Origin of the sequence: Streptomyces humicola (assembly GCF_024436035.1) — a bacterium.
Lineage (GTDB): Bacteria > Actinomycetota > Actinomycetes > Streptomycetales > Streptomycetaceae > Streptantibioticus_B > Streptantibioticus_B humicola.
The window spans coordinates 76,220-101,433 of the sequence record NZ_JANFNG010000001.1 but is presented as its reverse complement, the minus strand read 5'-3'; the positions used below and the strand labels follow the sequence as shown (position 1 = coordinate 101,433).

Below are 25,214 nucleotides of genomic sequence, written 5' to 3'. Positions count from 1 at the left end.
CGCAGCGGGTAGAGCTATCCAAGTGGCTCCCGTGAGAAACCGGGGTCTGTTCGAATGCAAAGCCGCCGCACCCGGTGCAGGCTGAAGTTGAGGAAACACGCTCCAGGGTGTGCCGAGGCGCACGACTGCCTGTCCGCCCGGCATCGCCCTCAAACGCGGCCAAGAAACCCATACCGAACCTGGGGTCGATGGCCCGCTCTCCGTGCACGCAGCGGATGGGCATAGGCGTGTCCGGTGCGGTGCAAGCCGGGCTGATCCCGGTCGCGAGAGCATCACTCATCCCGGGTGCCTGCCGGGCACGGCATGGCGGGCAGGGAGGAAGCGCGGATGGAGATCAAAGGATCAGTTGCCCTGGTGACGGGGGCGAATCGCGGCATCGGCCGCGCGTTCGCTCGCGCGCTGATCGACCACGGAGCGTCCAAGGTCTACGCCGGCGTCCGTGATCCGGCAAGCGTGAGCGATCAGGACGTTACTCCGCTACGTCTGGATGTCACCCAGCCCGAGGAGGTTGCCGACGCAGCTGCCGCCGCAGGTGACGTCACCATTGTGATCAACAACGCGGGCATCGGAGGTTTCGGCACCAAGCTCCTGACGGGTTCCTTCGACGGCGCGCGCCAGGCGATGGAGGTCAACTACTTCGGCACCTGGGCCGTCTCCCGCGCCTTCGCCCCGATCCTGGCCCGCAACGGCGGCGGCGCACTGGTGAACATGCTGTCGACGGCGTCCTGGGCCTCACGTCCGGACTACCCCGGGTATGCGGCTTCCAAGGCGGCCCAGTGGTCGTTGACGGGCGCGCTGCGGCAAGGCCTGCGCGAACAGGGGACGCTCGTGGTCGGCGTCCACGCCAGTTTCGTGGAGACGGACCTCAGCTCCTTCACCGACGCGCCGAAGATCAGCGCGGACGACGTCGCGCAGCAGACCATGGAAGCCCTGGCGAACGACCACGTCGAGGTCCTCACCGACCAGCGGACCAGACAGGTCAAGGAGGCCTTGTCGCAACCTCTCGAACCCCGCAGGTGAGGTTTCGCGTCGACCGCCGAGATGTGGGGGCCTGTCCCGGAGAAGGCAGCCCGCCACCCGCGGATGATCGATTGAACCCTTCCGGTGATCGAGAAGTTGGTGGATCACTCCAAAGTGCGCATCCGTGTGGTCGCGACAGTCCGAGTGCAGGTCGCCGCATGGCGGCGTTTGAGCAGGTCCTTCAGTTAGACGCTGCGCCGCAGTGTCTCTGACGGTGACTCGCCGAACTTTCGTCGGTATGCGGAGGCGAACCGCCCGAGGTGCGAGAAGCCCCATCGGTACGCCGTCTCGGAAACGCAGGTATGCGAAGCTGCCTGGGTCAGATCCGCGTGTACACGTTGCAGCCGGACATCGCGGAGATAGGCGGTGGGAGTCATGTCGACATAGCGTTGGAACCCCTCCTGGAGGGTTCGCCCGCTCACCCCGGTCACCCGTGCGAGATCTGCCAAGGACCAGGGTCGCTCGGGCTGTTGCTCGATAACATCGATCGCGCGCTTCACTGTGCGCGGCCGAGCCGGATGGTGGCTGTTGTGCAACAGCTCCGCATAGTTGTGCGGTTGACCGAGCAGGAGGCCCATTATGACGAGTTCCTCTATCCTGTTCCTCAGGAGGGGCGCTTGATCGACCTCCGGGCCCAGCTCGAGTTCCGACCTGAGCAAACCAACAGAGTTGACCCACCTGCGCAGGGGAGGCTGGGACAGGTCCATGGCAAACTCGAAGCGCAACGGTGCGACGACGTCGCGACCCAGCAAGCCCTCGAGCTGGCGTTCGAGAGCGGGCCGTTCGATACGCAGGAAGAACATGGTGTAGTCAGGACTGAGGGTGATCACACCGCGGTCATCCGCCTGGTAGGCAAGTCCCGAACAGCGCGCCGATGAGGCGACTTCCCCCTTTCCCCGCACTCCCTCCGCCTTCCCGGTGAGCGGCACGGTGAAGAAGTACCTCGCCTCAGTCGTCGGCGCCTCCAGCCGCATGTCGGATTCGTAGCGCAGATACGCCAGAGTGATGCTGCCCAGCGATGCCGCATTCAGACGGGCATTGGAGGACATCCGCCCCAAAGCTTCCACGCGGTGGGGAACGAGAACCCGCCCACTGACCTCACGAATCAAGTCAAGATCGCTGGTGCGGAACTGTTCGTACTCGGTGAGCGGCTCCTCGCGCATCGCACATCACCCTTCACGCACTGTCACGTAGCTAGCTTTTACCGGTTCCGTTCATCCGATGCAAGACTCCCGACGTACGTCCCGCTTCTCGGCGTACCTGGTGATACCTGCTACTCCGCTCGCCTGCGGGCTGACACCGTCGCCCCACCAAGTGAACGTCGAGCAGCCCGGCGACACCTCCGGCAGTAATGTGCTATCCCCACTGACCAGGGCCCGTTTTCTGTGAGTTGGACTGACTGACATACCGACACATTGCCCGAAGGTTTCGCGACTTCGGGTGACGCGCCAGTGGCGGCGGCATAGGGCTGTGGCCTGGTCGCCGGCGTCGAAACCGGAACAATCCGTCTTGCAACGAGGGGACTGATGGTCTCCTCGGGGTCCGGCGGCCCCGGTAGCGGTTGCGGCTGCTCGCGACCGAGCCGGGGTCGAACTGGCGGTCGGTCCGGCATCGGCTGCTACCCCCGGAGGTAGCGGCGCCGATGGGCATAGCTACGATGCGCCTGGTGTCGCCTGCCGAGCCAGGCAACGACTCGCAGCCAGGCTCACTCTCCCAGATATCGGAAGGTTGCTGCGGACACGTCAGTGCCGCAAGTAAGAGCACCAACCCCGCAGCATCGGGTTGAGACCGCGCGCCAGGCCTGACATTCGCCAGCGTGTGGACCTGTCGGTCAGCGCGCCTTCACGCGCGCCTCCACCCGCGGACACCCGATCAACACGCATGTAAACGCGGCGTGTACATCGCTCCACGATCCCATCACCGCGGGATCCGGACCGCTGTCGCGCAAAGCGGATTGTTGTGGCGCGGCGCCCCTTCTACTCTCCCAGGATTCAAGTAGCCCGCATCACATAGGAAGAACTGCAACTTTTTCGGGTTCGAGCCCCATGGGAGCGCCATTTCCGGTGCGGTCGGTCCATGGGCGCGATCCCCGGCGCGGAACTGGCCTGTTGAGAACGATCTCGAGCTTCAATACCCTTGGAGGACGGGAGTGCCGATGCACAATCGAACCACAGGTACTGTTGAGCGTGTTACCGTCGATGGTGGATTGAAGTCGGTTTCGACAGCTTTTGAGTTGCTTGCGTGCTTTAGAGGTGCTCGCGAACTGGGCGTTTCGGACCTCGCCCGACGGCTTGGTGTGGCGAAAAGCACGGTACACCGGCTGCTGACAACTTTGTCCAAGAGCGGACTGGTCGCGAAGAATCCCGAGACGGGGCGGTATCACCTCGGACTCCATCTGATGGAACTGGGTCAGCTAGCGGCAAGTAGATTCCCGCTCAGCCAATCTGCTCTGCCCTTGCTTGAGGATCTACGAGAGCGGACCGGATACACGGTGCACCTGGCCGTGCCTGACGGCGTGGACGTCCTTTACGTTGAGCGACTCCATTCGCCCAACGGTATGCGGGTGTTCGCCAACTCTCCACTCCGGTTGCCGGCGCACTCCACCAGTTCCGGCAAGGCAATAGCTGCTTTCGACCGCGAATTCGCCCAACGTCGCCTGGCCGCCGGGTTTCCCGGTTTGACCTTATCGACGATAACGACGCCCGCAAGTTGGGATCGCGCACTGGACGAAACGCGCCGACGTGGCGTTGCAGTCAGCCGGGATGAAGCTGCGGATGGCCTGAGCTCGCTTGCCGCACCTGTACGTGATCATACCGGGCGGGCCCGCGCTGCGATCTCCATTGACGGGCCGAGCCTCGGCGTGGCGGACCACGCCGAAGGTTATGCACGACTCGTCATCCTTGCAGCGAACAAGTTGGCCGGCCGCCTGCCGTTCACTTCCTCCCCCTACCTGTAACGCCCGTAGGCGAGCGGGGGCTGCTGAGGGGAGCGCTCACCGTGCGCATCCGCTGCGGATTGCGCCCTCGGGCATGGGCCCCTGTTCCGCGCCGCGGAACGCAGCCAGCGATGCTCGGTCAATGGGCGCACCGTGTCTCCAGCGACGGATCTCCGCCGCCGCGCTATCGAGGAGGTCGCGATGACACCTTTTATGGCCCGTGTGGCCCACATCGTCGGCAGACCTCCCGACCGGGGGCTACTACCAGCGATCAGGCCCAGCATGCCGAAACCCGTGGGCGTCGGGGCGGACGACCACGTGCTGATGAGATCTCTGGCTGAGCAGCTCGTGTCGGAGGCCAATGCCGTGCTCGCCAACCATGGAGAGGTGATCACGCTGGAGGACGAACTTGCTGACGGCCGACTCGGATTCCGTCTGGCCTACCGGGACCGCTGTGCTCGGGTGGTTACGCGATTCACGCGGGGCCGTGCCTTGGGCCGGCTGCTCGGCGATGGAGTGGGCACCAGCCAGCCCTGTGAGCTGACCAGCCCGGAGGAGGTGGAGACGCTTCTCCTGCTGCTCCTTACTGATCCAGACGCCACCAGCAGCCCCGCTGGCTAAGCACGTCGTTCCCCATTGCGGAACGACCGCGGCAGACCGCTTGGAACCGGCGCACAGTCGCAGTTAACCCGAGGAGGAATCGTGCAGTATGAGCTACGCCAGCAGGTGATCGAGCCGCGGCGCAAGACATTTCAGCACCTGATCGAGCGGTACGGAGACCGCGGAGCGAGTCGCTACGAGGAAGGGACCATCGACGTTCAGGCGACGGAGAACTTTCACTACCGTCCCCTGTGGGATCCCGCGCATGAGCTGTACGACCAGGATTACTCGGCGCTGAAACTGACCGATCCGTATACCTTCACCGATCCTCGGCAGTATTACTACGCGCCGTACGTTGCCTCGCGCGCGGAGCTGCACGAGTCCTTTGGTAAGACGCTGGGTTACCTCGAGAGCCGCGACTTGTTCGACCGGCTTCCCGATGGCTGGCGCACCGTGCTGATGCAGCTGATGGTGCCCCTGCGCCACTACGAGTCAGGTGCTCAGCTTGTGACCGTAAACGGCGCGAGGTTCGCCTACGGCACGACCGTGGAGCAGTGCCTGTCGTACGCGGCGTTCGACCGCATCGGCAATGCACAACTACTCAGCAGGGTTGGTATCACAGCCGCGGGCGGCACTGCGGACGCCCTTGCCGACGCGAAGCGGGCCTGGGTCGACGATGGCAGCCTGCAGGGGCTGCGCCGGCTGGTAGAGGAACTGCTCGTCGAACGGGACTGGGCCACCGGGGTCGTCGGTTTCGATCTTGTTGACCGAATGCTGTATCCGCTGCTGTACCGGTACCTCGACGAGGCTGCGCTCTTGGGCGGCGCCGGCGCATACAGCCTGGTAGCGCAGCACCTTACCGGCTGGTTCGCTGACCACCGTCGCTGGATCGACGCGCTGATCGCCGCGTGGGTCACGGACGAGCAGCACGGTGCGGCCAACCGCTCAGCACTTGGCGCCATCGTGACCGCACGCCTGCCGCAGGCGATCGAGGCAGTCACCGCGGTGGCCACTGCTATCGACGGGGCCATTGACGTAGGCGCCATCGACGCCGTACGACGCCAAGCCCAAGAGCTCACCGCGGCGTTGGATGCCACGATGAACACGGAGGAGATGGCATGACCAGCGAAGCCACTGACGTCCGCAAGGTCGGCGTCGACCTCCAGGAGGCGACGGAGGACACCCGCCGCGTCGTCGAGGCAATCGAACGCGACAATGAGGACGCCACCGTCAGCTACCTGCCCGGACTCGTGAAGATTCAGGCGCCTGGGCGCCTGGTGGTGCGAAGGCAAACAGTCGAGGACCTGCTCGGCCGTCCGTGGGAGACCCACGAGTTCCAGCTCGCGATTGTCTCGTACTACGGCCACATCGCTGAGTGGGATGACGACGAAATCGTCATCAAGTGGGACCACTGAGGAGACGACCGACAATGGCTAACACGAAAAAGCTCTCCATGAAGCAGCGGTACTCGGCGCTGACTCGTGATCTTGACTGGGAGTCATCCTATGTGAGCGAGGAAGAGCTCTTCCCGCACACGAAGTTCGAAGGCATCAAGATCCATGACTGGGCGAAGTGGGAGGATCCGTTCCGGCTCACCATCGACGCATACTGCAAGTACCAGGCGGAGAAGGACAAGCGGCTTTACGCCGTGCTTGACGGCTTCGCGCAGTCACAGGGGCACCTCACGCTCTCGGACGCCCGCTACCTGAACGCGATGAAGCTGTTCCTCCAGGGCGTGACGCCGCTGGAGTACCAGGCACACCGCCATTTCGGCTATCTCGCACGGCACTTGAACGGCCCGGGCCCGCGGTTCGCGGCGCTGTGTCAGTCGATCGACGAGTTGCGGCACACGCAAACCGAGATCCACACGCTGTCGAACTACAACAAGTACTATGGCGGTCTGCATTCATGGAGCAAGATGCATGACCGAGTGTGGTACCTCTCGGTGCCCAAGTCGTTCTTCGACGACGCCATCTCGGCTGGGCCGTTCGAGTTCCTCATCGCGATTGGATTCTCCTTCGAGTACTTGTTGACCAACCTGCTTTTCGTCCCGTTCATGAGCGGTGCCAGCTTCAACGGGGACCTCCCGTCGATGACCTTCGGCTTCTCTGCGCAGAGTGACGAGAGCCGGCACATGACGCTCGGCCTTGAGGCCATCAAGTTCCTGCTCGAGCAGGATGAGGGCAACGTCCCGATCGTGCAGGGATGGATTGACAAATGGTTCTGGCGCGGGTATCGGGTCACCGCGCTCGTCGCCGGCATGCTCGACTACATGCTTCCCCGGAAGGTGATGAGCTGGAAGGAGGCATTCGAGCTCTACTTCGAGGAGCAGATGCTGGGCGGCCTTTTTAAGGACCTGGAGTTCTACGGCATCACCCCACCACGCCACGTCGAGCACGCGATCGCGGAGAAGGACCTGCTCAGTCACCAGGTTTACTGGACGCTGTACTCGTTCTCCTTTGCCGCGGCGTTCACGACGACCGTGCCTGAGGCTGGCGAGCGGGCCTGGCTGGCCGAGCAGTATCCGGATACGTTCAACACGTTCTACAAGCCCCGCTGGGACAAGGCTCAAGCAATCATTGACGGTGGTGGGCGTTTCTTCTTCCAGGGCCTGCCACAGCTGTGCCAGACCTGTCAAATTCCGATGGTGTTCACCGAACCCGGCGACCCCACGACGCTGTGCCAGCGGCACAGCGTCTACAGGGGCGAGCGCTTCGACTTCTGCTCCGACGGCTGCAAGTGGATCTTCGATCGGGAGCCGGAGAAGTACGTCCAGGCATGGATGCCGGTGCACCAGATCTACCAGGGCAACTGCGGTGGTCCGTCGGTGCCTGAGGTCCTTGCCTGGTACGGGATCCAAGATGGCGACAACGGCGAATACACCGGGTCCCTCGACCACCTCGACTGGCGGCGATGGCACGCGAGCGAGCCGGCAGTGGCCTCGACAACCAAGGAGAGCTGATCGCAGTGGCGGTGCAATCGATCGGAACGTACGAGTTCCCCTCGAGGTCCAGGCAGGAACTTTACGGCGACGACCAGCTTGTTCACGTGCTCTGGCGAAACAACGAGATGTTCTGCGCAGCGGCTTGCTTCCGAGCACCACGGGCCATGACCTGGGCTGAATTCACTGCCGGGATGGTCGAGCCGTGGGCAGCGTCCGACCCCAGCTTTGTGCCAGGTTCGACTCAAGCCTGGATTCTCGATGACGACCCTTTCTCGCCGCAGCCGGGTATGTCACTCGCCAGTCTCGGCGTCGGGCACAAGAGCCTGCTCACCTTCGAGGCATGACATGACGTGGTTGACTGTAGCCGGAGCGGACGTGACCGTGGAACTCCATGATCGCGAGCCGATGCTCAGCGGACTGTTCCGCTCCGGCTACGCCTACCGCGTCGGGTGCAAGCGCGGCGGCTGTGGGATATGCAAGGTCGACCTCGTCGAGGGCGCGGTCGACTATCCGGTAACAGTGTCCGATGAGGTTCTCGCTCCGGATGAGCGTGCTGCTGGTGTGTGTTTGTCCTGCCGAGCGGTCCCTGTCACCGACTCGGTGATTCGGCTTCGCGAGGACGACCGGTTGCGCTGCGTCGCGCCGTTCCTCGCGGCAGCGGTGCGGGGCGGATCGAGCGGCAACTCCTCTGTACAGAAGGGAAAAGACTGATGGGCGTCATGCGACTGGGGTACGTGCACACACGCGTCACGGACCTCGAGGAGTCCCGGAAGCACTACGTCGACACCCTGGGCATGCGGGTCGTTGCCGAGGAGCCGGGCAAGCTGTTTCTCAAGGCCTGGGACGAGTACGACCATCACTCGGTGGTCCTCGAAGAAGGCGGCGTCGGGCTGGTGAAGCTGGGCTACAAGTGCCGAACACCCGACGACATCGCGGCTTTCGAGAACCGCATCCAGTCCTTCGGTGCGGTCACCGAGCGCATGAGCAAGGGCGAGAACCTGTCCGTTGGCGACGGTATCCGCGTCGTATTGCCGTCAGAGCATGTGCTCGAGTTGTACTCCGAGATCGATGTCGTCGGTACGGAGACCGGGTCACTCAATCCCGACCCGTTCCCGCGGCACCTCGTCGGCGTGGGCGTGCCCCGTATCGACCACACGCTTGTCACCTGTGAAGACCCGGCAACTCTCGAGCGGTTTTTCGCCGAGTGCCTCGACTTCAAGCCGTCCGAGCGGGTGGTCACCGGGCTGGACCGCGACGCGGATCTGATCGGCTCATGGATGTTCTGCACGAACACCCCGCACGACATCGCGTTCATCAAGGGCCCCAACGGTAAGCTTCACCACTTCGCCTACTGGCTCAACGACTGGAATGAGATCCGCCACGCCGGCGACCTGTTCGCCATGGACGATGTGTCCGTCGACGTGGGACCAACCCGTCACGGTATTACCCGTGGCGAGACCATCTACTTCTTCGATCCGTCGGGCAACCGGAACGAGGTCTTCTCGGGCGGTTACATCACATACCCTGACTTCCCGACGATCACTTGGACCCCTGACCAGCTGGCGAAGGGCATCTTCTACATCAGCCGCGAACTGAACGAACGGTTCACCACCGTCCTTACCTGATCCAACCGCTGGCGTGGCCGGGGGCGCTCCCCCGCTCCCGGCCGCGTGTTCCTTCGCCGGAGGAGGTGCGATGTCTGCCAGATATACCGTTACCGTTGAGCCGCTCGGCAAGAGCGTCTCCTGCCGAGGAGATCAGACGATACTCGACGCCTGTCTACGCGCCGGCGTGTGGCTGCCACATGCCTGTACTCATGGCACCTGCGGCACCTGCAAGGCAGAGGTGCTGGACGGGGACGTGGACCATGGGGAAGCCTCGACATTCGCGCTGATGGAGTTCGAGCGTGACGAGGGCAAGGCTCTGCTGTGCTGCGCCCGGCCCCGGTCAGACGTTGTCGTCGAGGGTGACGTGGACGTCGAGGAGGGTGTCACCACCCACCCGGTACGCGACTTCACCGGGACAGTCGCCGCCATCGAGGACTGCGCGACCGACACTCGGCGACTGACGGTGGATCTCGATGACGACATTGCGTTCAACCCAGGTCAGTACCTCCAGGTGTCGGTCCCGGGTACACGAGTGACCAGGACCTACTCGATGGCCAACCCCCCCTCCGACCGACGCCGTATCGAGTTGCACGTGCGCCGCGTGCGAGGCGGTCTCGCCACCGACGGCTGGATCTTTAAGAATCTTGTTATCGGTGACGAGCTGCGGGTCTCGGGGCCCTACGGCCGGTTCTTCTTCCACGAGATGCGCAACGAGCCCGTCCTTCTCATTGCTGGCGGGACCGGGCTGGCGCCGATCAAGTCGATGGTCCAACATGTGCTGGCCGGTGAAGCCCAGCAGCAGATGACCCTTTACCAGGGTGCCCGCAGCGTGGACATGCTCTACGACGTCGACTTCTTCCGCACGCTCGAGGAGGAGCGTCCCGGCCGGTTCCGCTACCGCCCTTGCCTGTCGGCGCAGGAGGTGGACGGCTTCGAGACTGGGCTGGTTACCGATGTGCTTGACCGGGAGATGGCCAGCTGCCGGGACCATGTCGCGTACGTGTGTGGGCCCCCGCCAATGGTCGATGCGGCAATCAAGACGCTGATGGGCAAACGGCTGTTCCCTCGCGACATCTACCGCGAGGACTTCTTCGACGAGTCCGACAAGGCCAGTGGCGGTCTTAAGAGTCCGCTGCTCAAGAGGTGACGACGGTGGAGGAGCAGCGGCCCGAGATCGGCTTGTCGACCGTCGCCAATGGCATCCGGACCAACTATCTGCAGGCTGGTTCGGGTGCACCGGTCGTGCTGGTGCACGGTTCGGGGCCAGGTGTTACGGCATATGCCAACTGGCGGCTGACGATGCCGGCACTGGCACAGCATTTTCGGGTGATCGCCCCGGACATGGTCGGCTTCGGCTATACCGAGCGTCCGGCTGACGTTACGTACGACTTGTCCACCTGGATCAACCAGCTCGTCGGGTTCCTCGACGCGATGGATCTGCCGCGGGTCTCACTGGTGGGCAACAGTTTCGGTGGCGCGATCGCACTGCGGGTGGCTGCCAGGTATCCCGACCGTGTGGAACGTCTGGTGCTCATGGGCAGCGTGGGTGTGCCATTCCGGATCACCCCGGGGCTCGACGCAGTGTGGGGTTACCGGCCGTCGGTGGACAATATGCGGCGCATTCTCGACGTGTTCGCCCACTCACGGGAACTACTCACCGAGGAACTCGCCGAGGTGCGCTACCGAGCCAGCATCCAGCCAGGCTTTCAAGAAGCGTTCGCAACGATGTTCCCAGCGCCGCGGCAACGCTGGGTGGACGCCCTGGCCACGCCGGATGATGAGATCGCGCGGCTCCCACACGAGACGCTCTTGGTACATGGGCGCGACGACAAGGTGATTCCCCTCGAGACCTCGCTGCGGCTGCACCACCTCATCGAAAGGTCACGGCTGCACGTCTTCGGCCAGTGCGGCCACTGGACTCAGATCGAGTGGAGCACGGCGTTCAACCAGCTGGTGTCCGACTTCCTGGCCGCCTGAGCACACGATGGAGAGGAGCATGATGGCACTGATCAACGCCAGCACCATCGGTTGGGAGGCAGCCCGGAACGCAGTCGATGCCGCGGTGGCCGAGGCCACGTCGTTGGGTGTCGTGGTGTGCGTTGCGGTGGTTGACAGAGCCGGTCATCTGCTGGCGTACGGCCGGATGGACGGTGCTCCGCTCCTGTCGGGACAGCTGGCCCAGGACAAGGCGTACACGGTGGCGGCATTCGGCCTGCCAACCCATGAGTGGTTCAACCTCATCAAGGATGAAACGGCCTTGCTTCATGGCATTGTCAAGACCGAGCGTCTTGTGGTTTTCGGCGGTGGTGTGCCTGTCACCGTCGATGGCGAGCTGGTCGGGGCAGTCGGCGTCTCCGGCGGCAGCACCGAAGAGGATCGGCTGGTCGCCGAATGCGGTGCGGCGGCGGCGATACGAGACAGCAGCCAGGCTCGTACGGTCTGACAGTTCGCCTCGATGGCGTTCTGCGCCAGCAGTCCAAAGCCATCTGCGTCCCTGAGTGGGTCAACCTCGTGCAATAACGACGTCACCTTGACATAGATCTGTCCTGGTACTGGATGTCCTGTGCGAGGTGATCTGCTTCGACTGGGATGTCGTGGATGCATGGTGCGGGTGCTCCTCTGACGATCGCGCCAAGATGTTCTATACCTAAACCGAGGAGCGAGTCGATGTACGAGGCGGACGTGCAGCATTGGGCTGACGTCATTGTCATGGCACGGCGATACGGTTGGCTGCTGGACCCGATCTCAGACAAGGTGCCATTGACTCTCGACGATGCGTACGCGATCCAGGCGAGGGTGCTGTCCGCTCGTATCGAGCGTGGGGAACGGCGGATCGGGTGGAAGCTCGGCTACACGTCTCTCTCGATGCGTGAGCAGATGGGCATTGACCTACCAAACTTCGCGCCACTCACCAACCGAATGGTGATGCACGACGGAGAGATCATAAGTGATCGGGTTATACAGCCCAGGGTCGAGCCTGAGATTGCCCTCGTTCTGTCGAGACCGGTTTCTGCGGGAGCGACGCCGGAACAGGTACTGGCAGCCTGCGCGCAGCCCCGGGCCGTTCTCGAGGTGGTAGACCCGGTGTGGCGCGACTACAGGTTTCGGCTCGAGGACAACACCGCTGACGGCTCCTCGGCTGCCTATGTCGTGCTCGGCCCTCAGCTCAAAGGATGCGGCGACCTCTCGCGTCTACGTGTCGAGCTGGCGTGCGACGGTCGGCCCGTCGCCGAGGCGACAGGTGCGGCTGCGATGGGCCACCCGGCGCAGGCAGTGGCCTGGCTCGCGACCGAACTGGCTGCTCACGGTGGTCGGCTCGAGCCTGGCGACATCATCATCACCGGCGGGCTAACGGCCGCGGTACCGCTGCCCGCCGGTGGCACCGTGTCTGCAACCTTCGGCGGGCTGTTCGGCATAGGCGTGAGCCGCAGCGGCCGTCGAAGCGCTTGAAATGCTCGCCGTGCTTGTCGGGTCCTTGTGGTTACTGGGAGGCAAGCAGCGAGGGCGTGTGCAGCTTACACCTGGCGCAGTTGCTTTGACCGCTTGCCGATCGCCACCGGTCGACGCCCCCAGACGTCTTCTCGGCGAAGCGAGAAGACGTCCGACTCAGGGAGAGAGACGTGGTCGGCCCCGGGAACGAGTAGGTACACCTGAAGACGTTTCTGGGTAGCCGGCACACCCTCCAAGATCGTGGTACCGAGAACACGCTCGCCATATGCATACACGAACTAGGGAGCAGACATGACTCAGAGAAAGACCCAGCAGCCGACGGTTGATGGCATTCACCATTTCTCGCCGACCGTCACCGACATAGAGGCAAGCGCCGAGTGGTACCAGCGTGTCTTCGGGCTGGAGCGCGTACCGGTGCCCTTCCCGCACTACGGCTCGGAAGACAGCGGGTATGCGATTCTGCTTACCGATCCGAACTCGGGCCTCGCCATCGGCCTCCACCATCACCGGGCCAACATGGGCGAGCAGTTCGACGAGACCCGTACCGGGCTCGATCACCTCGCTTTGTCGGTGTCGAGCAGAACGACACTGGAAGCCTGGGTGGCCTGGCTGGACGAGCTGGGGGTTGAGCATGCAGGTGTCACCGACATGCACGAGCCATTCGGTTACTCGGTGCTCGTCTTCCGCGATCCCGATGGCATCCAGCTTGAGCTGTTCACCTTGACCGGCTGACGGCCCCTGTCCCGCGGCGGCTGACATGCGGTCACACGAGACAGCGGTGAGCGGGCCGGACTCCCCTCACGGCAGTGGCGGCGCAAGTACGCACCACTACCGTGAGCAGAGTCCGCCGAGGGTGTAACTGCATGGCCACCAGGTGCGAAGCGGCTCTCACGTGGTGAGGCTCGTTGAAGTGAGAGGTGCGCGATGGCCTTGTCTCAATCTGATGTACGCCACCTCATGGAGTCACTGGGCACGGCCGACGGAATCGAGTTGCTCAGGGTCCTGGCCCAGCGGATCCTGCAGAAGTTGATCGAGGCCACCGACGACGGCTACCTCGGCACCGGCCTGGTCATCCCACACCGCCGCAAGCCCGGCCGTCACGACCTGCCGCCCCGGCAGCAGGAAACCCAACGCCTCTCACCGCCGGACCGCGCCCGCGTCGAGCACGTCTTTGTTTAACCTGCGCGGCGTGGTCGTAGGTTCGTTGACTTCTTCGTTCCCGGCCGCAGCCAGCAGGGGATGTCGGCAGCCGGCACTGTGTCGTTCGACGCCCGAGGCCAATGACCAAGTCAGGGTGCCGCTCGGCACGGGTCCGCGAAACCACGTGTTCGCCTGTGCGTCCTCCAGCAGACGATGTCTTGTGCGCAGTCGTTCCGCAGGAGGGAACGGCCCCTGCGGGCCCGTCAGCGGATCCGCCACGCTGTATTCCGCCACGAAGGGCACAGCCCGTGGTGGCGCGGACCCGCCGCCGGGCGCAAGCGTCGGCGGACAAGGGACGATGCCGTCGGTGACGAGAAGGGAGAACTCATGCCGGGTCTTGCCCGTTCCGAGTGCTACGACCTCACTCGGGACATGAACGGGAAGGTTTCCTACGTCGATGAGGACCAGGCATGGCCTGAGGATCTCTCCAACAGCTTCGGTGTTCCGGCTGAGGCGTGGTGGAGATGGGATGAGCCCCATAAGATCACTTACTGCGAGTACGTCCATAACCAGGTGGGGTTCTCGGTGAACAACGTCACCAGGGACGACTTCGTGGGCGCCGTGGAAGAGCGGTGCCGTGACACCTTTGACTCGTGCGGTCTCTGATTGCTATGACGATGCGCACCTATCGGGTCACCCTAGCAAACACGGGTGAGACGTTCGAGGTTGGTGAAGGCGACCGGATTCTTGCTGCCGCCAGGCGCGCGGGGGTCTGGCTTCCCTTCGAATGTGGTTGGGGTAGCTGCGGAACCTGCAAAGTGACCGTGGTCGAGGGCGAGGCTGACCTGCTGTTCGCCGAGGCTCCAGCGATGGATGCAAGGGACGCCAGGCGGCGACGGATGGTGACCTGCCAGAGTAGGCCATTGTCGGATCTCGTCATCAAGCCCACGTGGGTGAGCGATGAACCCCGCCCCGAGCTGCCAACCGCGGACCACAAGGCACAGTTGGTCGAGGTCGAGGAGCTGGGTTTGCAGATCTGCAGATTCCGCTTCCAGCTCGAGGGCGAGGCAGTTTACCGTGCGGGACAGTACGCCATCCTTGAACTCGCACCCAAACTGCGACGCTGCTACTCGATGTCGGATCTTCCCGGTTCCCCGGTTGTCGAGTTGATCGCGAAGCGGTACGAAGGCCGACCGGGAAGTGAGCAACTGTTCCGGCTTCCGGTTGGCAGCTCCATCAATATGGAGCTGCCGTACGGTGACATGTGGCTTCGCGAGGGCCTACGACCTGTCGTTCTTATCGCCGGAGGCACTGGTGTCTCCCCGATTCTTGCGCTCGTGAGGCAGCTGGTGGAGAGCGGTGACCAAAGGCCGGTGCGCGTCTTCTACGGCGCCACCACGCAGGACCAGCTGGTCTGTTGGGATGAACTCGCGTCACTGGTCGATCGCTTGCCTTCCGGTCGTCTGCACGGGGCATTGCTGACGGGAGGAGATTCCTGGGTAGGCACCACCGGGTTGGTCACCGACGCTTTGACCCCGTATTTGGAAGCCATGGCCGACAGCGACATCTACTTGGCCGGTCCGCCTCCCATGGTGAACGCCGTTCGCGTGCTGTTGCGTGAGCACAGTGTCCAGTTCGACCGGATCCACTACGACAGCTTCGGCTGACACCGTCGATGGTGAAACGGAGGCGTCTGCGGTCGGTAGGGGCACCCGCGCCTACCGACCGCAGCAAGGTGGGCCAGGGCGTGCTACCGGGGTCGGAATCCGCCGGTAGACCATGACACCAGCGGTGAGAACCCCCGCTCAAGTCGCCCACCATAGCGAAGAAGACCGCAGCCCGGCGTAGGTAGCGGTCCTCTAATCGGGATAGGCCTTGCCGTAGCCCAGTCGAGTGCAGTCATCGACGGCCGAGCGGATGTAATCGACGTCGATCATGCGGCTGCAGTCGCAACGCTCGCTGTCACGGCCGTAGACGCGCCAGCCGCCGCCAAACCATGGTCCGCCTCCACCGGGGATTCCCCACAGCCCCTTCCAGGACCCCCAATGCACTTGGGCTAACGGGCCACAGCCTTGCACAGTTCCCTGCGCAGCGTCCAGCTCACTGCCTTGTCCCCCACCAACTCCACGGACAACGTCAACTCGGGAAGCAGCAGGGTCCTTGCCTCATCTCTCTACATGAGAGCACCCTTACATGCGTGCCGCTCACCGGCCCGCTACGTAGCCGGCCGGTGAGCCGGGGCTCAGTCCCTTGCCGCAGACGACTTGCGACGCCGCGTAGCGTAGACCACGGCTCCGCCGGCGACGATGAGGGCTGCCGCACCACCTGCAATGTACGGTGTATTCGAGTTGGCACCGGTTTCGGCGAGACGCTTGCCGGTACCTGCGGTGGTGCCGCTGCTGGCGCCCTGCGATCCGCCGCTGGTGCTGCCACCCGCCGTCGAACCACTGGTGGACCCGCCGTTCGCGCTGCCACCACCCGACGAGCCGCCGGTGGATGTCCCGCCGCCTGAAGGCGTCTCGCACGTCGCGTGCGCGAGCGTGATGTCCCCCTTCACCTCTGCGAAGCCCGCCTTCAGCGGATTCTCCAAGACGTGCAGGCCGAGAGCGGTCGCGGCGGCGGCGCTAGCAGTGTTTGTCGTCGTCGTAAGGGCGACGCTGACCTGACCGACACCCGGAACGGGCACCGTGATGGTCTGGCCCACCTTGACTTCCTGCGCCTTACCCAGCACGACGAGTTTGAGAAGTGAAGCGTTCGCCGTCGGCTGCTCGCCCGCCACGCAGGTCGCCCGCGCGGTCAGCGCCTTGGCCTGCAGCACGGGCTCCGGCAAGCCGGGCAGCTCTACCTTGACGTTGACCAGGTTCGCATAACCCTCGGCCTTCTGCTGGTCGGCGGTGGCGCTGGCAGTGGCGACGTCCGCGGTCAGGATGTTGAACTGCTGGCCGCTGACCGGCACCTGAACCTTGGCATTGAGCGTGTTCTGCCGGGCATCCGCGGGCGCGTGCACGTCGTCGAGCACCGCGTTCACCGGAACGTTGGAGACCAGACCGCCTATCAACGCGGCGGTGACACCAAAGAAAGCGTGACGCTGCATTCCTTTCCCGTGCTGGTAACGGACTGCGTTACTGCTCGAGGTGCGGTCGACATAGTCTTCGGCACAGGACACAGCGGGCAGGTCACGATCAGCCTCCTGCTAAAGTATGCTGACCCTACCGGATGCCACCGCCGTGCCGATATCGATGGTTGCCGCCACGTCAGGAAAGGACTCCGAATCACACTCCGATGTCACCCCCAGCGCAGCCGAGGCGATGCTACGGCGAGGTGGGAGCGAAACCATATTCTGGATTTCTATGCCGCAACCGGGACAACATAAATGGCCATTGAGTTGTCGACGGCAAGGGATACAATAGTCCATCTGTGATCTTTCTGTCTTGGCCGTGCTGGCAAGCGCCATGCTGAGAAATGCTGTCGGGCCTTGGCAGAGTTCCACTGGGATTCGGAAAGGCCGCCCCGCTGACCCCAGATCCGACGGGACGGGTCCTGCTCGCTCGCCCGTTGACACGTTCAGCCGTGAGCCGCCCGTCCCATCCATCCGTCGATCCTGGCTTTCGCGTGACGGACCCGGCTCTTTTGGACCTTCGAGTCTCCTTCCAACCAGCCCGGAGCGCTCTCTAGCATTCCTCCTCGCCGGTGATCTGCATGACCACGGCCTTGGGCTCGGTGAAGAACTCGCGGCTGAAGTTGCCGCCCTCGCGGCCGATGCCGGAGTCGCCGACCCCGCCGAAGGGGGCGCGCAGATCGCGGACGAAGAAGCAGTTCACCCAGACGGTGCCTGCCTTCAGCGCGGCCGAGACCCGGTGCGCGCGGTGCAGGTTCTCGGTGAACAGCATCGCATTGAGCCCGTAGGAACTGTCGTTTACGAGTGCCACCGCTTCCCCCTCGGTGTCGAACGGGGTGATGACGGCGAGGGGGCCGAAGATCTCCTCGCGGCAGTGTCGCGCGTCCGACGGCATGTCAGTGATCACCGTGGGCCGGACCAACCAGCCGTCACCGAGTCCACCGGTACGCAGCTTGCCGCCCTCGGACTCGATGGTCTCCACGTAGCCGCGCACCTTGCGGTAGTGCTCCTCCGACGCGAGCGGCCCGATCTGCGTGTGCGGATCCCGAGGATCGCCGGTCACCATGGCGTCGGCGGCGTCGACGAACCGGGAGAGGAAGTCATCGTAGACGGCGCGCTGTACGTAGAGCCGACTGCCGGCCAGGCAGACCTGCCCGGCGTTGGTGAAGATCGCGCGGATCGACCACTCCACTGCGTTGTCCAAATCCGCGTCAGCGAAGATGACGTTGGCGCCCTTGCCACCGAGCTCCAGGCTGACCGGCACCAGGTGTGCCGAGGCCGCTGCCGCGATGATCCGGCCGGTGCCGGATTCGCCGGTGAAGGTGATGCGATCAACGTCCGGGTGCTCGGTCAGAGCCTGCCCCGCCGAGCGGGGGCCATAGCCGTGCACGACGTTCAACACGCCGGGGGGCATACCCGCTTCGAGGGCCAGCCGGGCGGTGATCGTTGCCGAGACAGGAGTGTCCTCCGCCGGCTTGAGCACGACGGTGTTGCCCCACGCGAGTGCGGGTGCGATCTTCCAGCTTTCCAGCATCAGCGGGAAGTTCCACGGCGCGATCGCCGCCACCACGCCGGCTGGCTCGAATCTCGTGTACGTGTGATGGCCGGTGTCCATCGGCATCACCTCACCGGTCGACAACCTCGCGTGGTCCGCAAAGAACCGGAAGTTGCGCGCTGCCCGCGGCACGTCGTTGTCCTTGGACTGCGCGATCGGCTTGCCCATGTCGCGGGTGTCGGCAAGGGCGAGCTCGTCGGCGTGCTGCTCGATCAGATCGGCGAGCCTGTGCAGGATCCGGCCGCGCTCGACGAACCCCATCCGTGGCCAGGGCCCTTCGTCGAATGCGCTGCGCGCGGCAGCGACCGCGCGGTCGACGTCACCCTTTCCGCCGAGGGCGACCAGAGCCCACGGCTGACGCGTGAACGGGTCGATCGTGTCGAACCGTGCACCGTCGAGTGACGCTACCTCTTCGCCGTCGATCACGTGTCCGTAGAAATCCATCAACTGCGCCTCCCTCCGTTGTCGACTGCGCTCCGCCCCTGCGCCGCGAGCTCTGCGCCGGCTCGTCGCTCCGCAATCGTCACGTTGCCCGCAGCCCAGTGGGTGGGCGGCACCTCGCGGACGACGACGCGTACGTTCTCCGGCGGTGCGTCGACCGCGCGGACGACCGCCTCATGCAGCTCGCGGATGAGCGACCGGATCTGCTTCGGTGTGCGACCCTTGACCAGGGTCACTTCGATCAGCGGCACGTCAGCCTCCAGCGAGGAAGACGGAACCGAGGTTGGTGAAGTGCGCGGCCACCTTGGCCCCGGGCGGTACGAAGACCGCGTCTGTCATGCCGCCTGTGAGGACGACCCATCCCGGTTCGATGGCGTGTCCGCGCCGGCCCAGGTCGTTCGCGGCGAGCGCGAGCGCCTCGGCGGGGTGCCCCTGTACGGCGGCACCAGTGGCCGAGTCGACGACCTGGCCGTCGACCTCGACGAGGCACGCCTCGAGCGCCAGGTCCAGCGCCTCGGGCGGTCGGCCAACCGGGCCGGTCACGTAGCAACCGGATGACGCATTGTCGGCCACCACGTCGGGGAGTGTGAACTTGAAGTCGCGGTAGCGGCTGTCGATGACCTCGATACCAGCGTGCACCGAACCGACAGCCGCGAGGGCGGCGGCCGCGGTCACACCGGGTCCGGCCACCCGGTCGCGCATCACGAAGACGATCTCCGGTTCCGCGCGCGGGTGGATGAGCCTGTCCTGCGCGACCGGGTCACCGGCGGGCAGGACCATCGCGTCGGTGAGCCACGCGGTGAGCGGTGAGGCGACGTTCATCCGCTGTTGCTTGGCACGCGAGGTGAGTCCCAGCTTGACGCCGGTCAGCTTCTCCCCGCGCTCGAGCCGACGTCGCAGCGTTTCGTCCTGCACTGCGTAGGCGGTCGTGAGGTCGAGGCCGGGCCACTCCTCTGTGATCGCAGCGCGGTCGGTGCGCGTATCCTCCGCTTCGAGCAGCACGGTGGCGGCCCGGTCGATATCCCACGTGCTCATCAGCGTGCCCCCTCAGCGGCGAGTTCGCGTTCCTGCGATAGCTGGAGCGCGATGTCGATGATCATGTCTTCCTGCCCGCCCACGTAGCCGGCCTCGCCGACCCGCTCCAAGATCGCGTGCGCTGGTACGCCGTACCGCTCCGACGCCCGCTCGGCGTGCAGCAGAAACGAGGAATAGACGCCCGCGTAGCCCTGCACGATCGACGAGCGGTCCATCCACGGCAGGCGCGGGATGAACGGCTTGACCACGTCCTCGGCAGCGGCCATCGCACCCTGCACGTCCACACCGGTGGAGATCCCGAGCCGCTCGAAAGTTGCGGCGAGGATCTCGGTCGGCGAGTTCCCCGCGCCCGCGCCGAGCGCGCACAGCGCACCATCGATCTGCCTCGCCCCTCCCTGGAAGGCCAGCACCGAGTTGGCGATGCCGAGGGACAGGTTCTGGTGGCCGTGGAAGCCGACCTGAGCCTGCGTCCCTATCTCCAGAACCAGCGCCTGCACGCGGGCCTGGGCCTCGGCGAGGACGAGTGCTCCGGCGGAGTCCACTACATAGACGCACTGCGCACCCGCATCGACCATGATGCGCGCCTGCTTGGCCAGCGCTTCCGGCCCGATGCGGTGCGAGAGCATCAGGAACCCGACGGTCTCCATACCGAGGTCCCGCGCGGCACCGAAGTGCTGGATCGACACGTCCGCCTCGGTGCAGTGTGTCGCGATACGCGCCACCGACGCACCGGCCTCGTGCGCGGCCTTGAGGTTCTCGACCGTGCCGACGCCGGGCAGCAGCAGCACCGCAATCTTCGCTGCCGTCGCCTCGTCGACGGCGGCCCGGATGAGCTGGATCTCGTCAACCTTGGAGAAGCCGTAGTTGAACGACGAGCCGCCGAGCCCGTCCCCGTGGGCAACCTCGATGACCTCGACACCAGCAGCGTCGAGGGCATGCACCACGCCACGCACCTGCTCCTCGGTGAACTGGTGCCGCATGGCGTGAGAGCCGTCCCTCAGCGTCGAGTCCGTGATGCGAAGGTCACGGGTTGCCTCGTTAGTACTCATGCCTCCACCGCCGTCTTCTTTGCGACCGCCAGCAGTTCGCCGACGCGAGCCGCTGCGGCGGTCATGATGTCCAGGTTGCCTGCCCACGGGGGCAGGTAGTCGCCGTTCCCCCGCACTTCAAGGAAGACCGCCACTCGGGCCTGCCCGGCCCATATATCGCGCGGGTCGTCGTACTGCGGTTCTGCACGGAGCGTGTAGCCCGGCACGTACCGAGCCACGTCGGTGACCATCTTCTCGATCGATTCGGTGATGCAGGCACGGTCGGCATCCGCCGGGATCGCGCAGAACACCGTGTCCCGCATGATCATCGGCGGCTCGACCGGGTTGAGAATGATGACGGCCTTGCCGCGCCGCGCGCCACCGACCCGCTCGATCGCCCGCGCCGTGGTCTCGGTGAACTCATCGATGTTGGCCCGCGTGCCGGGGCCCGCCGACCGCGACGCGATCGACGCCACGATCTCGGCATACGGCACCGGCACGACGCGCGAGACCGCGCTCACGATCGGGATCGTGGCCTGCCCGCCGCAAGTGATCATGTTGAGGTTAGACGCAGTCAGGTGCTCCTTGAGATTGACCGGTGGGCAGACCAGAGGACCGACCGCAGCCGGTGTCAGATCCACCGCCTGGATCCCGGCCTCCGCGTACCGCGGGGCGTTCGCCTGGTGCGCCTTCGCCGACGTCGCCTCGAACACGATGTCCGGCAAGTCATCCTGGGCCAGCAGCCAATCGACGCCGCCGGCCGACGCTTCAACGCCGCGCTTGCGTGCCCGCTCCAGGCCGTCCGACGTCGGGTCGACACCCACCATGTAGCGCACCTCGACGTGCTCGCTGCGCTGCAGCTTCGCCAACAGGTCGGTGCCGATATTGCCCGGGCCGACGATCGCGGCCGTCGCCTTCGTCATGCTCACTCCTCCGTGAAACGCGCGGTCACGCTGCCGAGCCCGGCGAAGGCGGCGGTCACGCTGTCGCCTCCGCGAACCGGGATCGACGCGGTGACAGAACCGGGCAGCACGACGTGTCCTGCCTCCAGTGCGACGCCATGCGCGCCGACCGTGTTGGCCAGCCACACCAGCGACGTCAGCGGCGACCCCAGGACCGCGCCGCCCGCGCCCGTGGCAACGAGCTCACCGTCCTTGTGCAGGTTGCAGCCAACGAGACGCAGATCCACTGCAGACAGACGCGTGAGGGTGCTGCCGAGCACCACGCCGCCCGATGACGCGTTGTCCGCGATGGTGTCGAAAATGCTGATCTTCCAGTCCCGGATCCGGCTGTCGATGAGCTCGAGTGCGGGCAGGACGAAGTCGACTGCCGCAGCTGCCTCGGCAACCGTCACACCGGGTCCCTGCAACGGACGCTTGAGCACGAAAGCGACCTCCGGCTCGACCCGTGGCTGAAGGAACCGGTCGGCCGGGATCGGTAGGTGTTCGAGCCAGAACATGTCATCGAGCAGATGGCCGTAGTCCGGCTGGCTGACGCCCATCTGCCGCTGCATGGCGGGTGACGACAGGCCCACCTTGTGCCCCTTCACCGTGGCTCCGGCCATCATCCGGTGGCGGATCTGGAGCAGCTGGATCTCGTACGCATCGTCCAGCGTGAGCCCTCCGTACTTCTCCACCAACGGATCCACCGGAACCCGGGACTCGTAGGCAGACAAAAGCAGATCGGCTGCCTCTGCCTGAGCGACTGCGTTCACGTATCACACCACCTCGACTCGTACGGAACGGACCACTGGTCGTAGAAGCTAGAGACGGGGCGATGTCGATCGTGCATACGTTCCTGAGCGTGGAACGCTCCAATCCTCGGTGCGCCGTCCGCCAATCGCGGCGGGCAGCAGGCAGGGGCCGCACAGAAAGTCGTAACCGACGGTGGATCGCCCGGCTTGCGTCCGGCTTTCGCAGTACTCGGATGCTCCGGACGCTGTCAGCGCGCTTCGGAACCCGATGGCCGATTGATCCGGCTCCTGCACTCCCCCAGATCTTCACAGCGTTCCCGAACAGGCGTCCATACTCACCTGGCGGCGGCCACGCACCACATCTTCCCGACCCGCAGCCCTCATCACAGGCACAGGCGGCGGCTGAGCTTGCGCGCAGCCTCGGTCACCAGTCGCGCCGAGCGTTCAATGCTGTCTCCGACCTCCCGAGTCGGTCCGACGACGGAGATCGCTGCACGGGCCCGCCCCGCGTTGTCGCGGAGCGGTGCAGCCAATGACGTCAGCCCGACCGTCATCTCGTCGCGGCTGACTGCGAACCCGCGCCGTCGCGTCTCGACAAGAACCCGATCCCAGACGGCCGGAGTGCGAATTGTGGAAGACGTGAGGACGGGGAATCCGGCCTCACGTCGCTGCCGGGCAAGGGTGGCGTCGAAGGCCGCCATCACCTTACCTGAGCTGGTGCAGTGTGCCGGCAGCCGCCGTCCGACGTTGGCCAGCAGATGCATTCCGTTCAGCGACTGGAGACGCTCCACAAACAAAACGTCCGCACCCTCTGGGACCGACAGGTGGACCGTGCAGCCGGTACGCTGCCGCAGCTCTTCCAGCAACGGCAGCGCGGCCTGACGGAGCCGGAAGCGGCCCGCCACCAGCAGGCCCAACTCCAACAAGTGCAAACCCAGGTGGTATTGCCCGCTTTGCGGGTTCTTCTCAACCAGCCCGCGGGCACACAACGTGGTGAGCAGCCGGTGAGCAGTGCTCTTCGCGACACCCAACTGTCGGGCGATGTCGGAGACTCCAAGCTCATGGGCGGCCTCGAAACAGTCCAGCAGTTCCAGCGCGGCCCATACTGATTTCAGCCCTCCGTCGACAGTGGAGCGGTTCACAGGCACATCCCTCATATCGGGCACCTCGGTCTCCCCGCCACGTACGTCAGTAGTGCAACAGCCCCACACGGAGCACACCGGTCGAGGGTGGTCGGAGGGTGGGCCCTGCCGGTACGCCACTTTGGACCTGATGCACGCCTGTCGGATTGCGCTGCCTTACCCGTGGCAGCTTCCCCCCCGCAAAGCAGTACGGCCGATAGGCACACAAAAGACACCTCGATGCCTGGTTGGCCTTGACATTTGCGGCCGATCCACTGGGCAGGGTGCGCCCCGGCACGGCCCCTGACCGTCGACGTACGTGATTTAGGCCCCTCCCCCTCCAAGACGAAATCTCACGCCCGCCCGTACCTCGACTCGATCTCCAGATGCGGTCCGGACGCACATCCACAAGAGCGTCGACGAGAACACGCGCTACCTCCTCACATGCACCGCTGGCCCGACCGACCCCAACCCACAGAGAAATCTCCGGTTGTATTTACTGTGGCTTCGGCCTGTCCGCAGGAGACGTTCCTTCCTGCGGAACGGCGGTGTGAGGACAAATGAGGAACTAAAGTTTCGCCGTTACGCGGCGGGAGCGGCACGGGTCAGTGGGGCGTTGTGGAATAGCACGAAGCCGGGTTGGCCTGGCGGCTGCGGTAATCCGGGCCCGCTGGAATGCGGTGATCGTTGCCTTGAAGGGAGACGTGCTGCTTGGGGCGGTACCACGGGCCGCTGCGCGGCGGGCGCGGACGTCGCGTTGAGCGTTGCCGGCGCGGATGTACCAGAGCACCAGCACGGTTCGACAGTCGAGTTGAAAGGGAACAGCGACTTCCAGCGCCTGGTCGGTGCGGCTGCGCGCGCCGCCGGTGCCGAGGAAGGTCCTTCGCGTCCGTGATCGCCTGTTCGATGGACTACCTGCTCCCTCAGCGCCGGATGATCTCCTCCGCTTCGGCGGCTGTGTCCGTACCGATGACCGACTTCCCGGTATCGCGGCGCTCGCGGGCCTGCTCGATGAGGTAGCGGAACTGCGCGTCGCGGGCCAGGTGCTACCTGCCCTCCAGAGCCTTGGCGTTGGCCTGCTGAAGCCCTCAGCGCGCAGTAGGTCACGATCGGTGTCGCGGCCGACGCGGTGGCCATGACCGGAAAGCTCGACAGCCAGCTGTCGGATCGACTTCACCGTCCAGCGCAGCGGCGACATCCGGTCCCCGCGTTCGTCGGGCTCGACCAGGGCCAGCAGTGGAGCTCGCAGTCCCCCATCCCGCTCCGAGACCGCTTACGACCGGCCACCCGGCTTGCGCACCCGGCCGAGCGATTCCCCACCGCCTTCCAGTTCGCGCATCCCCGTGTGTAGGCGCGGTTGGCGAACAGCTGGCTGGGTTTGCGACGGGGCGGGCTCCGCCGCCGCGTGAGGGTGCTCGATACGAGTACACCTACGCAACCGCCACGCCGATCTCATTTTGAAATGATCATTTGGACTGCGAGTCCAGCCTCATCCGCAGCAACATCCACTCGTCCTCCACTCTCCAA

Annotated in this window: 26 protein-coding genes and 2 pseudogenes; 17 read left to right on the top strand and 11 right to left on the bottom strand. The window is 64.9% G+C overall.

Annotated features, from left to right (window positions below; all coding sequences use genetic code 11):
• The first annotated feature begins 327 nt into the window (after positions 1 to 327).
• On the top strand, positions 328 to 1,020 hold the full coding sequence (locus NGB36_RS00515) for an SDR family oxidoreductase (RefSeq protein WP_255917988.1): 693 nt from the start codon (positions 328 to 330) through the stop codon (positions 1,018 to 1,020).
• 185 nt (positions 1,021 to 1,205) lie between these two features.
• Here NGB36_RS00515 and NGB36_RS00510 read toward each other — a convergent pair whose 3' ends face one another.
• Both NGB36_RS00510 and NGB36_RS33590 read right to left on the bottom strand, forming a co-directional pair.
• Positions 1,206 to 2,183, bottom strand: coding sequence for an AraC family transcriptional regulator (locus NGB36_RS00510; protein WP_255917987.1), 978 nt, complete (start codon positions 2,181 to 2,183; stop codon positions 1,206 to 1,208).
• Between the two features lie 579 nt (positions 2,184 to 2,762).
• Positions 2,763 to 2,903: a group II intron maturase-specific domain-containing protein gene (locus NGB36_RS33590; RefSeq protein WP_372509342.1), complete on the bottom strand. Its 141-nt coding sequence runs from the start codon at positions 2,901 to 2,903 to the stop codon at positions 2,763 to 2,765.
• 272 nt (positions 2,904 to 3,175) lie between these two features.
• Here NGB36_RS33590 and NGB36_RS00505 point away from each other — a divergent pair, with 272 nt between their 5' ends.
• From NGB36_RS00505 to NGB36_RS00430, 16 genes and pseudogenes are all read left to right on the top strand, one after another.
• On the top strand, positions 3,176 to 3,976 hold the full coding sequence (locus tag NGB36_RS00505) for an IclR family transcriptional regulator (protein WP_255917986.1): 801 nt from the start codon (positions 3,176 to 3,178) through the stop codon (positions 3,974 to 3,976).
• Between the two features lie 261 nt (positions 3,977 to 4,237).
• The gene (locus NGB36_RS00500; RefSeq protein ID WP_255917985.1) at positions 4,238 to 4,576 is read left to right on the top strand and encodes a hypothetical protein; all 339 of its coding nucleotides are present in this window, start codon (positions 4,238 to 4,240) and stop codon (positions 4,574 to 4,576) included.
• 81 nt (positions 4,577 to 4,657) lie between these two features.
• Positions 4,658 to 5,677, top strand: coding sequence for a ferritin family protein (locus NGB36_RS00495; protein WP_255917984.1), 1,020 nt, complete (start codon positions 4,658 to 4,660; stop codon positions 5,675 to 5,677).
• Positions 5,674 to 5,970 carry an MmoB/DmpM family protein gene (locus NGB36_RS00490; protein ID WP_255917983.1) on the top strand — a complete coding sequence of 99 codons (297 nt, stop codon included), beginning with the start codon at positions 5,674 to 5,676 and terminating at the stop codon, positions 5,968 to 5,970. Before NGB36_RS00495 ends, NGB36_RS00490 begins: the two co-directional genes overlap by 4 nt.
• Before the next feature lie 14 nt (positions 5,971 to 5,984).
• Positions 5,985 to 7,517 carry a YHS domain-containing protein gene (locus tag NGB36_RS00485; protein WP_255917982.1) on the top strand — a complete coding sequence of 511 codons (1,533 nt, stop codon included), beginning with the start codon at positions 5,985 to 5,987 and terminating at the stop codon, positions 7,515 to 7,517.
• The gene (locus NGB36_RS00480) at positions 7,469 to 7,843 is read left to right on the top strand and encodes a phenol hydroxylase subunit P4 (protein ID WP_255917981.1); all 375 of its coding nucleotides are present in this window, start codon (positions 7,469 to 7,471) and stop codon (positions 7,841 to 7,843) included. Before NGB36_RS00485 ends, NGB36_RS00480 begins: the two co-directional genes overlap by 49 nt.
• Positions 7,758 to 8,210, top strand: a complete 453-nt coding sequence (locus NGB36_RS00475; RefSeq protein ID WP_308288781.1) for a 2Fe-2S iron-sulfur cluster-binding protein — start codon at positions 7,758 to 7,760, stop codon at positions 8,208 to 8,210. Before NGB36_RS00480 ends, NGB36_RS00475 begins: the two co-directional genes overlap by 86 nt.
• Complete coding sequence (locus NGB36_RS00470) at positions 8,210 to 9,124, top strand: catechol 2,3-dioxygenase (RefSeq protein WP_308288780.1); 915 nt, start codon at positions 8,210 to 8,212, stop codon at positions 9,122 to 9,124. Before NGB36_RS00475 ends, NGB36_RS00470 begins: the two co-directional genes overlap by 1 nt.
• A 70-nt stretch (positions 9,125 to 9,194) precedes the next feature.
• A complete protein-coding gene (locus tag NGB36_RS00465) occupies positions 9,195 to 10,253 on the top strand; it encodes an NADH:ubiquinone reductase (Na(+)-transporting) subunit F (protein WP_255917979.1) in 1,059 nt (352 codons plus the stop codon).
• A gap of 5 nt (positions 10,254 to 10,258) precedes the next feature.
• A complete protein-coding gene (locus tag NGB36_RS00460) occupies positions 10,259 to 11,083 on the top strand; it encodes an alpha/beta fold hydrolase (protein ID WP_255917978.1) in 825 nt (274 codons plus the stop codon).
• Positions 11,084 to 11,102: 19 nt separating this feature from the next.
• Positions 11,103 to 11,549 carry a GlcG/HbpS family heme-binding protein gene (locus NGB36_RS00455; RefSeq protein WP_255917977.1) on the top strand — a complete coding sequence of 149 codons (447 nt, stop codon included), beginning with the start codon at positions 11,103 to 11,105 and terminating at the stop codon, positions 11,547 to 11,549.
• A 224-nt stretch (positions 11,550 to 11,773) separates the two neighbouring features.
• Positions 11,774 to 12,556 (top strand): 2-keto-4-pentenoate hydratase, encoded by a 783-nt coding sequence (locus tag NGB36_RS00450; protein WP_255917976.1) that lies wholly within the window; start codon positions 11,774 to 11,776, stop codon positions 12,554 to 12,556.
• 291 nt (positions 12,557 to 12,847) lie between these two features.
• Positions 12,848 to 13,288 carry a VOC family protein gene (locus tag NGB36_RS00445; protein ID WP_255917975.1) on the top strand — a complete coding sequence of 147 codons (441 nt, stop codon included), beginning with the start codon at positions 12,848 to 12,850 and terminating at the stop codon, positions 13,286 to 13,288.
• Positions 13,289 to 13,480: 192 nt separating this feature from the next.
• Positions 13,481 to 13,657: pseudogene (locus NGB36_RS00440) on the top strand (IS256 family transposase); the annotation flags it as partial.
• A gap of 426 nt (positions 13,658 to 14,083) precedes the next feature.
• The gene (locus NGB36_RS00435) at positions 14,084 to 14,362 is read left to right on the top strand and encodes a hypothetical protein (RefSeq protein ID WP_255917973.1); all 279 of its coding nucleotides are present in this window, start codon (positions 14,084 to 14,086) and stop codon (positions 14,360 to 14,362) included.
• 5 nt (positions 14,363 to 14,367) lie between these two features.
• Positions 14,368 to 15,363: a 2Fe-2S iron-sulfur cluster-binding protein gene (locus NGB36_RS00430; protein ID WP_255917972.1), complete on the top strand. Its 996-nt coding sequence runs from the start codon at positions 14,368 to 14,370 to the stop codon at positions 15,361 to 15,363.
• A 575-nt stretch (positions 15,364 to 15,938) separates the two neighbouring features.
• On the opposite strand, the gene NGB36_RS33045 is transcribed toward NGB36_RS00430, so the two are convergent.
• The 9 genes and pseudogenes from NGB36_RS33045 to NGB36_RS00380 all read right to left on the bottom strand — a co-directional run.
• A complete protein-coding gene (locus tag NGB36_RS33045) occupies positions 15,939 to 16,790 on the bottom strand; it encodes an SCO1860 family LAETG-anchored protein (RefSeq protein ID WP_269469673.1) in 852 nt (283 codons plus the stop codon).
• Positions 16,791 to 17,367: 577 nt separating this feature from the next.
• Positions 17,368 to 18,813 carry an aldehyde dehydrogenase gene (locus NGB36_RS00415; RefSeq protein WP_255917971.1) on the bottom strand — a complete coding sequence of 482 codons (1,446 nt, stop codon included), beginning with the start codon at positions 18,811 to 18,813 and terminating at the stop codon, positions 17,368 to 17,370.
• Complete coding sequence (locus NGB36_RS00410) at positions 18,813 to 19,061, bottom strand: tautomerase family protein (RefSeq protein ID WP_255917970.1); 249 nt, start codon at positions 19,059 to 19,061, stop codon at positions 18,813 to 18,815. Before NGB36_RS00410 ends, NGB36_RS00415 begins: the two co-directional genes overlap by 1 nt.
• Before the next feature lies 1 nt (position 19,062).
• Positions 19,063 to 19,845, bottom strand: coding sequence for a 2-keto-4-pentenoate hydratase (locus NGB36_RS00405; protein WP_255917969.1), 783 nt, complete (start codon positions 19,843 to 19,845; stop codon positions 19,063 to 19,065).
• Entirely contained in the window at positions 19,845 to 20,894 is a 1,050-nt protein-coding gene (gene dmpG / locus NGB36_RS00400; RefSeq protein ID WP_255917968.1) for a 4-hydroxy-2-oxovalerate aldolase, read from the bottom strand. Before dmpG ends, NGB36_RS00405 begins: the two co-directional genes overlap by 1 nt.
• Complete coding sequence (locus tag NGB36_RS00395) at positions 20,891 to 21,796, bottom strand: acetaldehyde dehydrogenase (acetylating) (protein WP_255917967.1); 906 nt, start codon at positions 21,794 to 21,796, stop codon at positions 20,891 to 20,893. The genes dmpG and NGB36_RS00395 overlap by 4 nt, the downstream gene beginning before the upstream one ends.
• Before the next feature lie 2 nt (positions 21,797 to 21,798).
• The gene (locus NGB36_RS00390) at positions 21,799 to 22,587 is read right to left on the bottom strand and encodes a 2-keto-4-pentenoate hydratase (protein WP_255917966.1); all 789 of its coding nucleotides are present in this window, start codon (positions 22,585 to 22,587) and stop codon (positions 21,799 to 21,801) included.
• Positions 22,588 to 22,949: 362 nt separating this feature from the next.
• Positions 22,950 to 23,708, bottom strand: a complete 759-nt coding sequence (locus tag NGB36_RS00385) for an IclR family transcriptional regulator (protein WP_255917965.1) — start codon at positions 23,706 to 23,708, stop codon at positions 22,950 to 22,952.
• Between the two features lie 935 nt (positions 23,709 to 24,643).
• Positions 24,644 to 25,087: pseudogene (locus tag NGB36_RS00380) on the bottom strand (ISAzo13-like element transposase-related protein); the annotation flags it as partial.
• Positions 25,088 to 25,214: the final 127 nt, after the last annotated feature.

What these genes read in the sequence shown, in the direction of transcription:
- NGB36_RS00515 (WP_255917988.1), top strand. Translation starts at nt 328, where the DNA reads ATGGAGATCAAAGGATCAGTTGCCCTGGTGACGGGGGCGAATCGCGGC.
- NGB36_RS00510 (WP_255917987.1), bottom strand. Translation starts at nt 2,183, where the DNA reads ATGCGCGAGGAGCCGCTCACCGAGTACGAACAGTTCCGCACCAGCGAT.
- NGB36_RS33590 (WP_372509342.1), bottom strand. Translation starts at nt 2,903, where the DNA reads ATGCGTGTTGATCGGGTGTCCGCGGGTGGAGGCGCGCGTGAAGGCGCG.
- NGB36_RS00505 (WP_255917986.1), top strand. Translation starts at nt 3,176, where the DNA reads ATGCACAATCGAACCACAGGTACTGTTGAGCGTGTTACCGTCGATGGT.
- NGB36_RS00500 (WP_255917985.1), top strand. Translation starts at nt 4,238, where the DNA reads ATGCCGAAACCCGTGGGCGTCGGGGCGGACGACCACGTGCTGATGAGA.
- NGB36_RS00490 (WP_255917983.1), top strand. Translation starts at nt 5,674, where the DNA reads ATGACCAGCGAAGCCACTGACGTCCGCAAGGTCGGCGTCGACCTCCAG.
- NGB36_RS00485 (WP_255917982.1), top strand. Translation starts at nt 5,985, where the DNA reads ATGGCTAACACGAAAAAGCTCTCCATGAAGCAGCGGTACTCGGCGCTG.
- NGB36_RS00480 (WP_255917981.1), top strand. Translation starts at nt 7,469, where the DNA reads ATGGCACGCGAGCGAGCCGGCAGTGGCCTCGACAACCAAGGAGAGCTG.
- NGB36_RS00475 (WP_308288781.1), top strand. Translation starts at nt 7,758, where the DNA reads ATGACGACCCTTTCTCGCCGCAGCCGGGTATGTCACTCGCCAGTCTCG.
- NGB36_RS00470 (WP_308288780.1), top strand. Translation starts at nt 8,210, where the DNA reads ATGGGCGTCATGCGACTGGGGTACGTGCACACACGCGTCACGGACCTC.
- NGB36_RS00465 (WP_255917979.1), top strand. Translation starts at nt 9,195, where the DNA reads ATGTCTGCCAGATATACCGTTACCGTTGAGCCGCTCGGCAAGAGCGTC.
- NGB36_RS00455 (WP_255917977.1), top strand. Translation starts at nt 11,103, where the DNA reads ATGATGGCACTGATCAACGCCAGCACCATCGGTTGGGAGGCAGCCCGG.
- NGB36_RS00450 (WP_255917976.1), top strand. Translation starts at nt 11,774, where the DNA reads ATGTACGAGGCGGACGTGCAGCATTGGGCTGACGTCATTGTCATGGCA.
- NGB36_RS00445 (WP_255917975.1), top strand. Translation starts at nt 12,848, where the DNA reads ATGACTCAGAGAAAGACCCAGCAGCCGACGGTTGATGGCATTCACCAT.
- NGB36_RS00435 (WP_255917973.1), top strand. Translation starts at nt 14,084, where the DNA reads ATGCCGGGTCTTGCCCGTTCCGAGTGCTACGACCTCACTCGGGACATG.
- NGB36_RS00430 (WP_255917972.1), top strand. Translation starts at nt 14,368, where the DNA reads ATGACGATGCGCACCTATCGGGTCACCCTAGCAAACACGGGTGAGACG.
- NGB36_RS33045 (WP_269469673.1), bottom strand. Translation starts at nt 16,790, where the DNA reads ATGCAGCGTCACGCTTTCTTTGGTGTCACCGCCGCGTTGATAGGCGGT.
- NGB36_RS00415 (WP_255917971.1), bottom strand. Translation starts at nt 18,813, where the DNA reads ATGGATTTCTACGGACACGTGATCGACGGCGAAGAGGTAGCGTCACTC.
- NGB36_RS00405 (WP_255917969.1), bottom strand. Translation starts at nt 19,845, where the DNA reads ATGAGCACGTGGGATATCGACCGGGCCGCCACCGTGCTGCTCGAAGCG.
- dmpG (WP_255917968.1), bottom strand. Translation starts at nt 20,894, where the DNA reads ATGAGTACTAACGAGGCAACCCGTGACCTTCGCATCACGGACTCGACG.
- NGB36_RS00395 (WP_255917967.1), bottom strand. Translation starts at nt 21,796, where the DNA reads ATGACGAAGGCGACGGCCGCGATCGTCGGCCCGGGCAATATCGGCACC.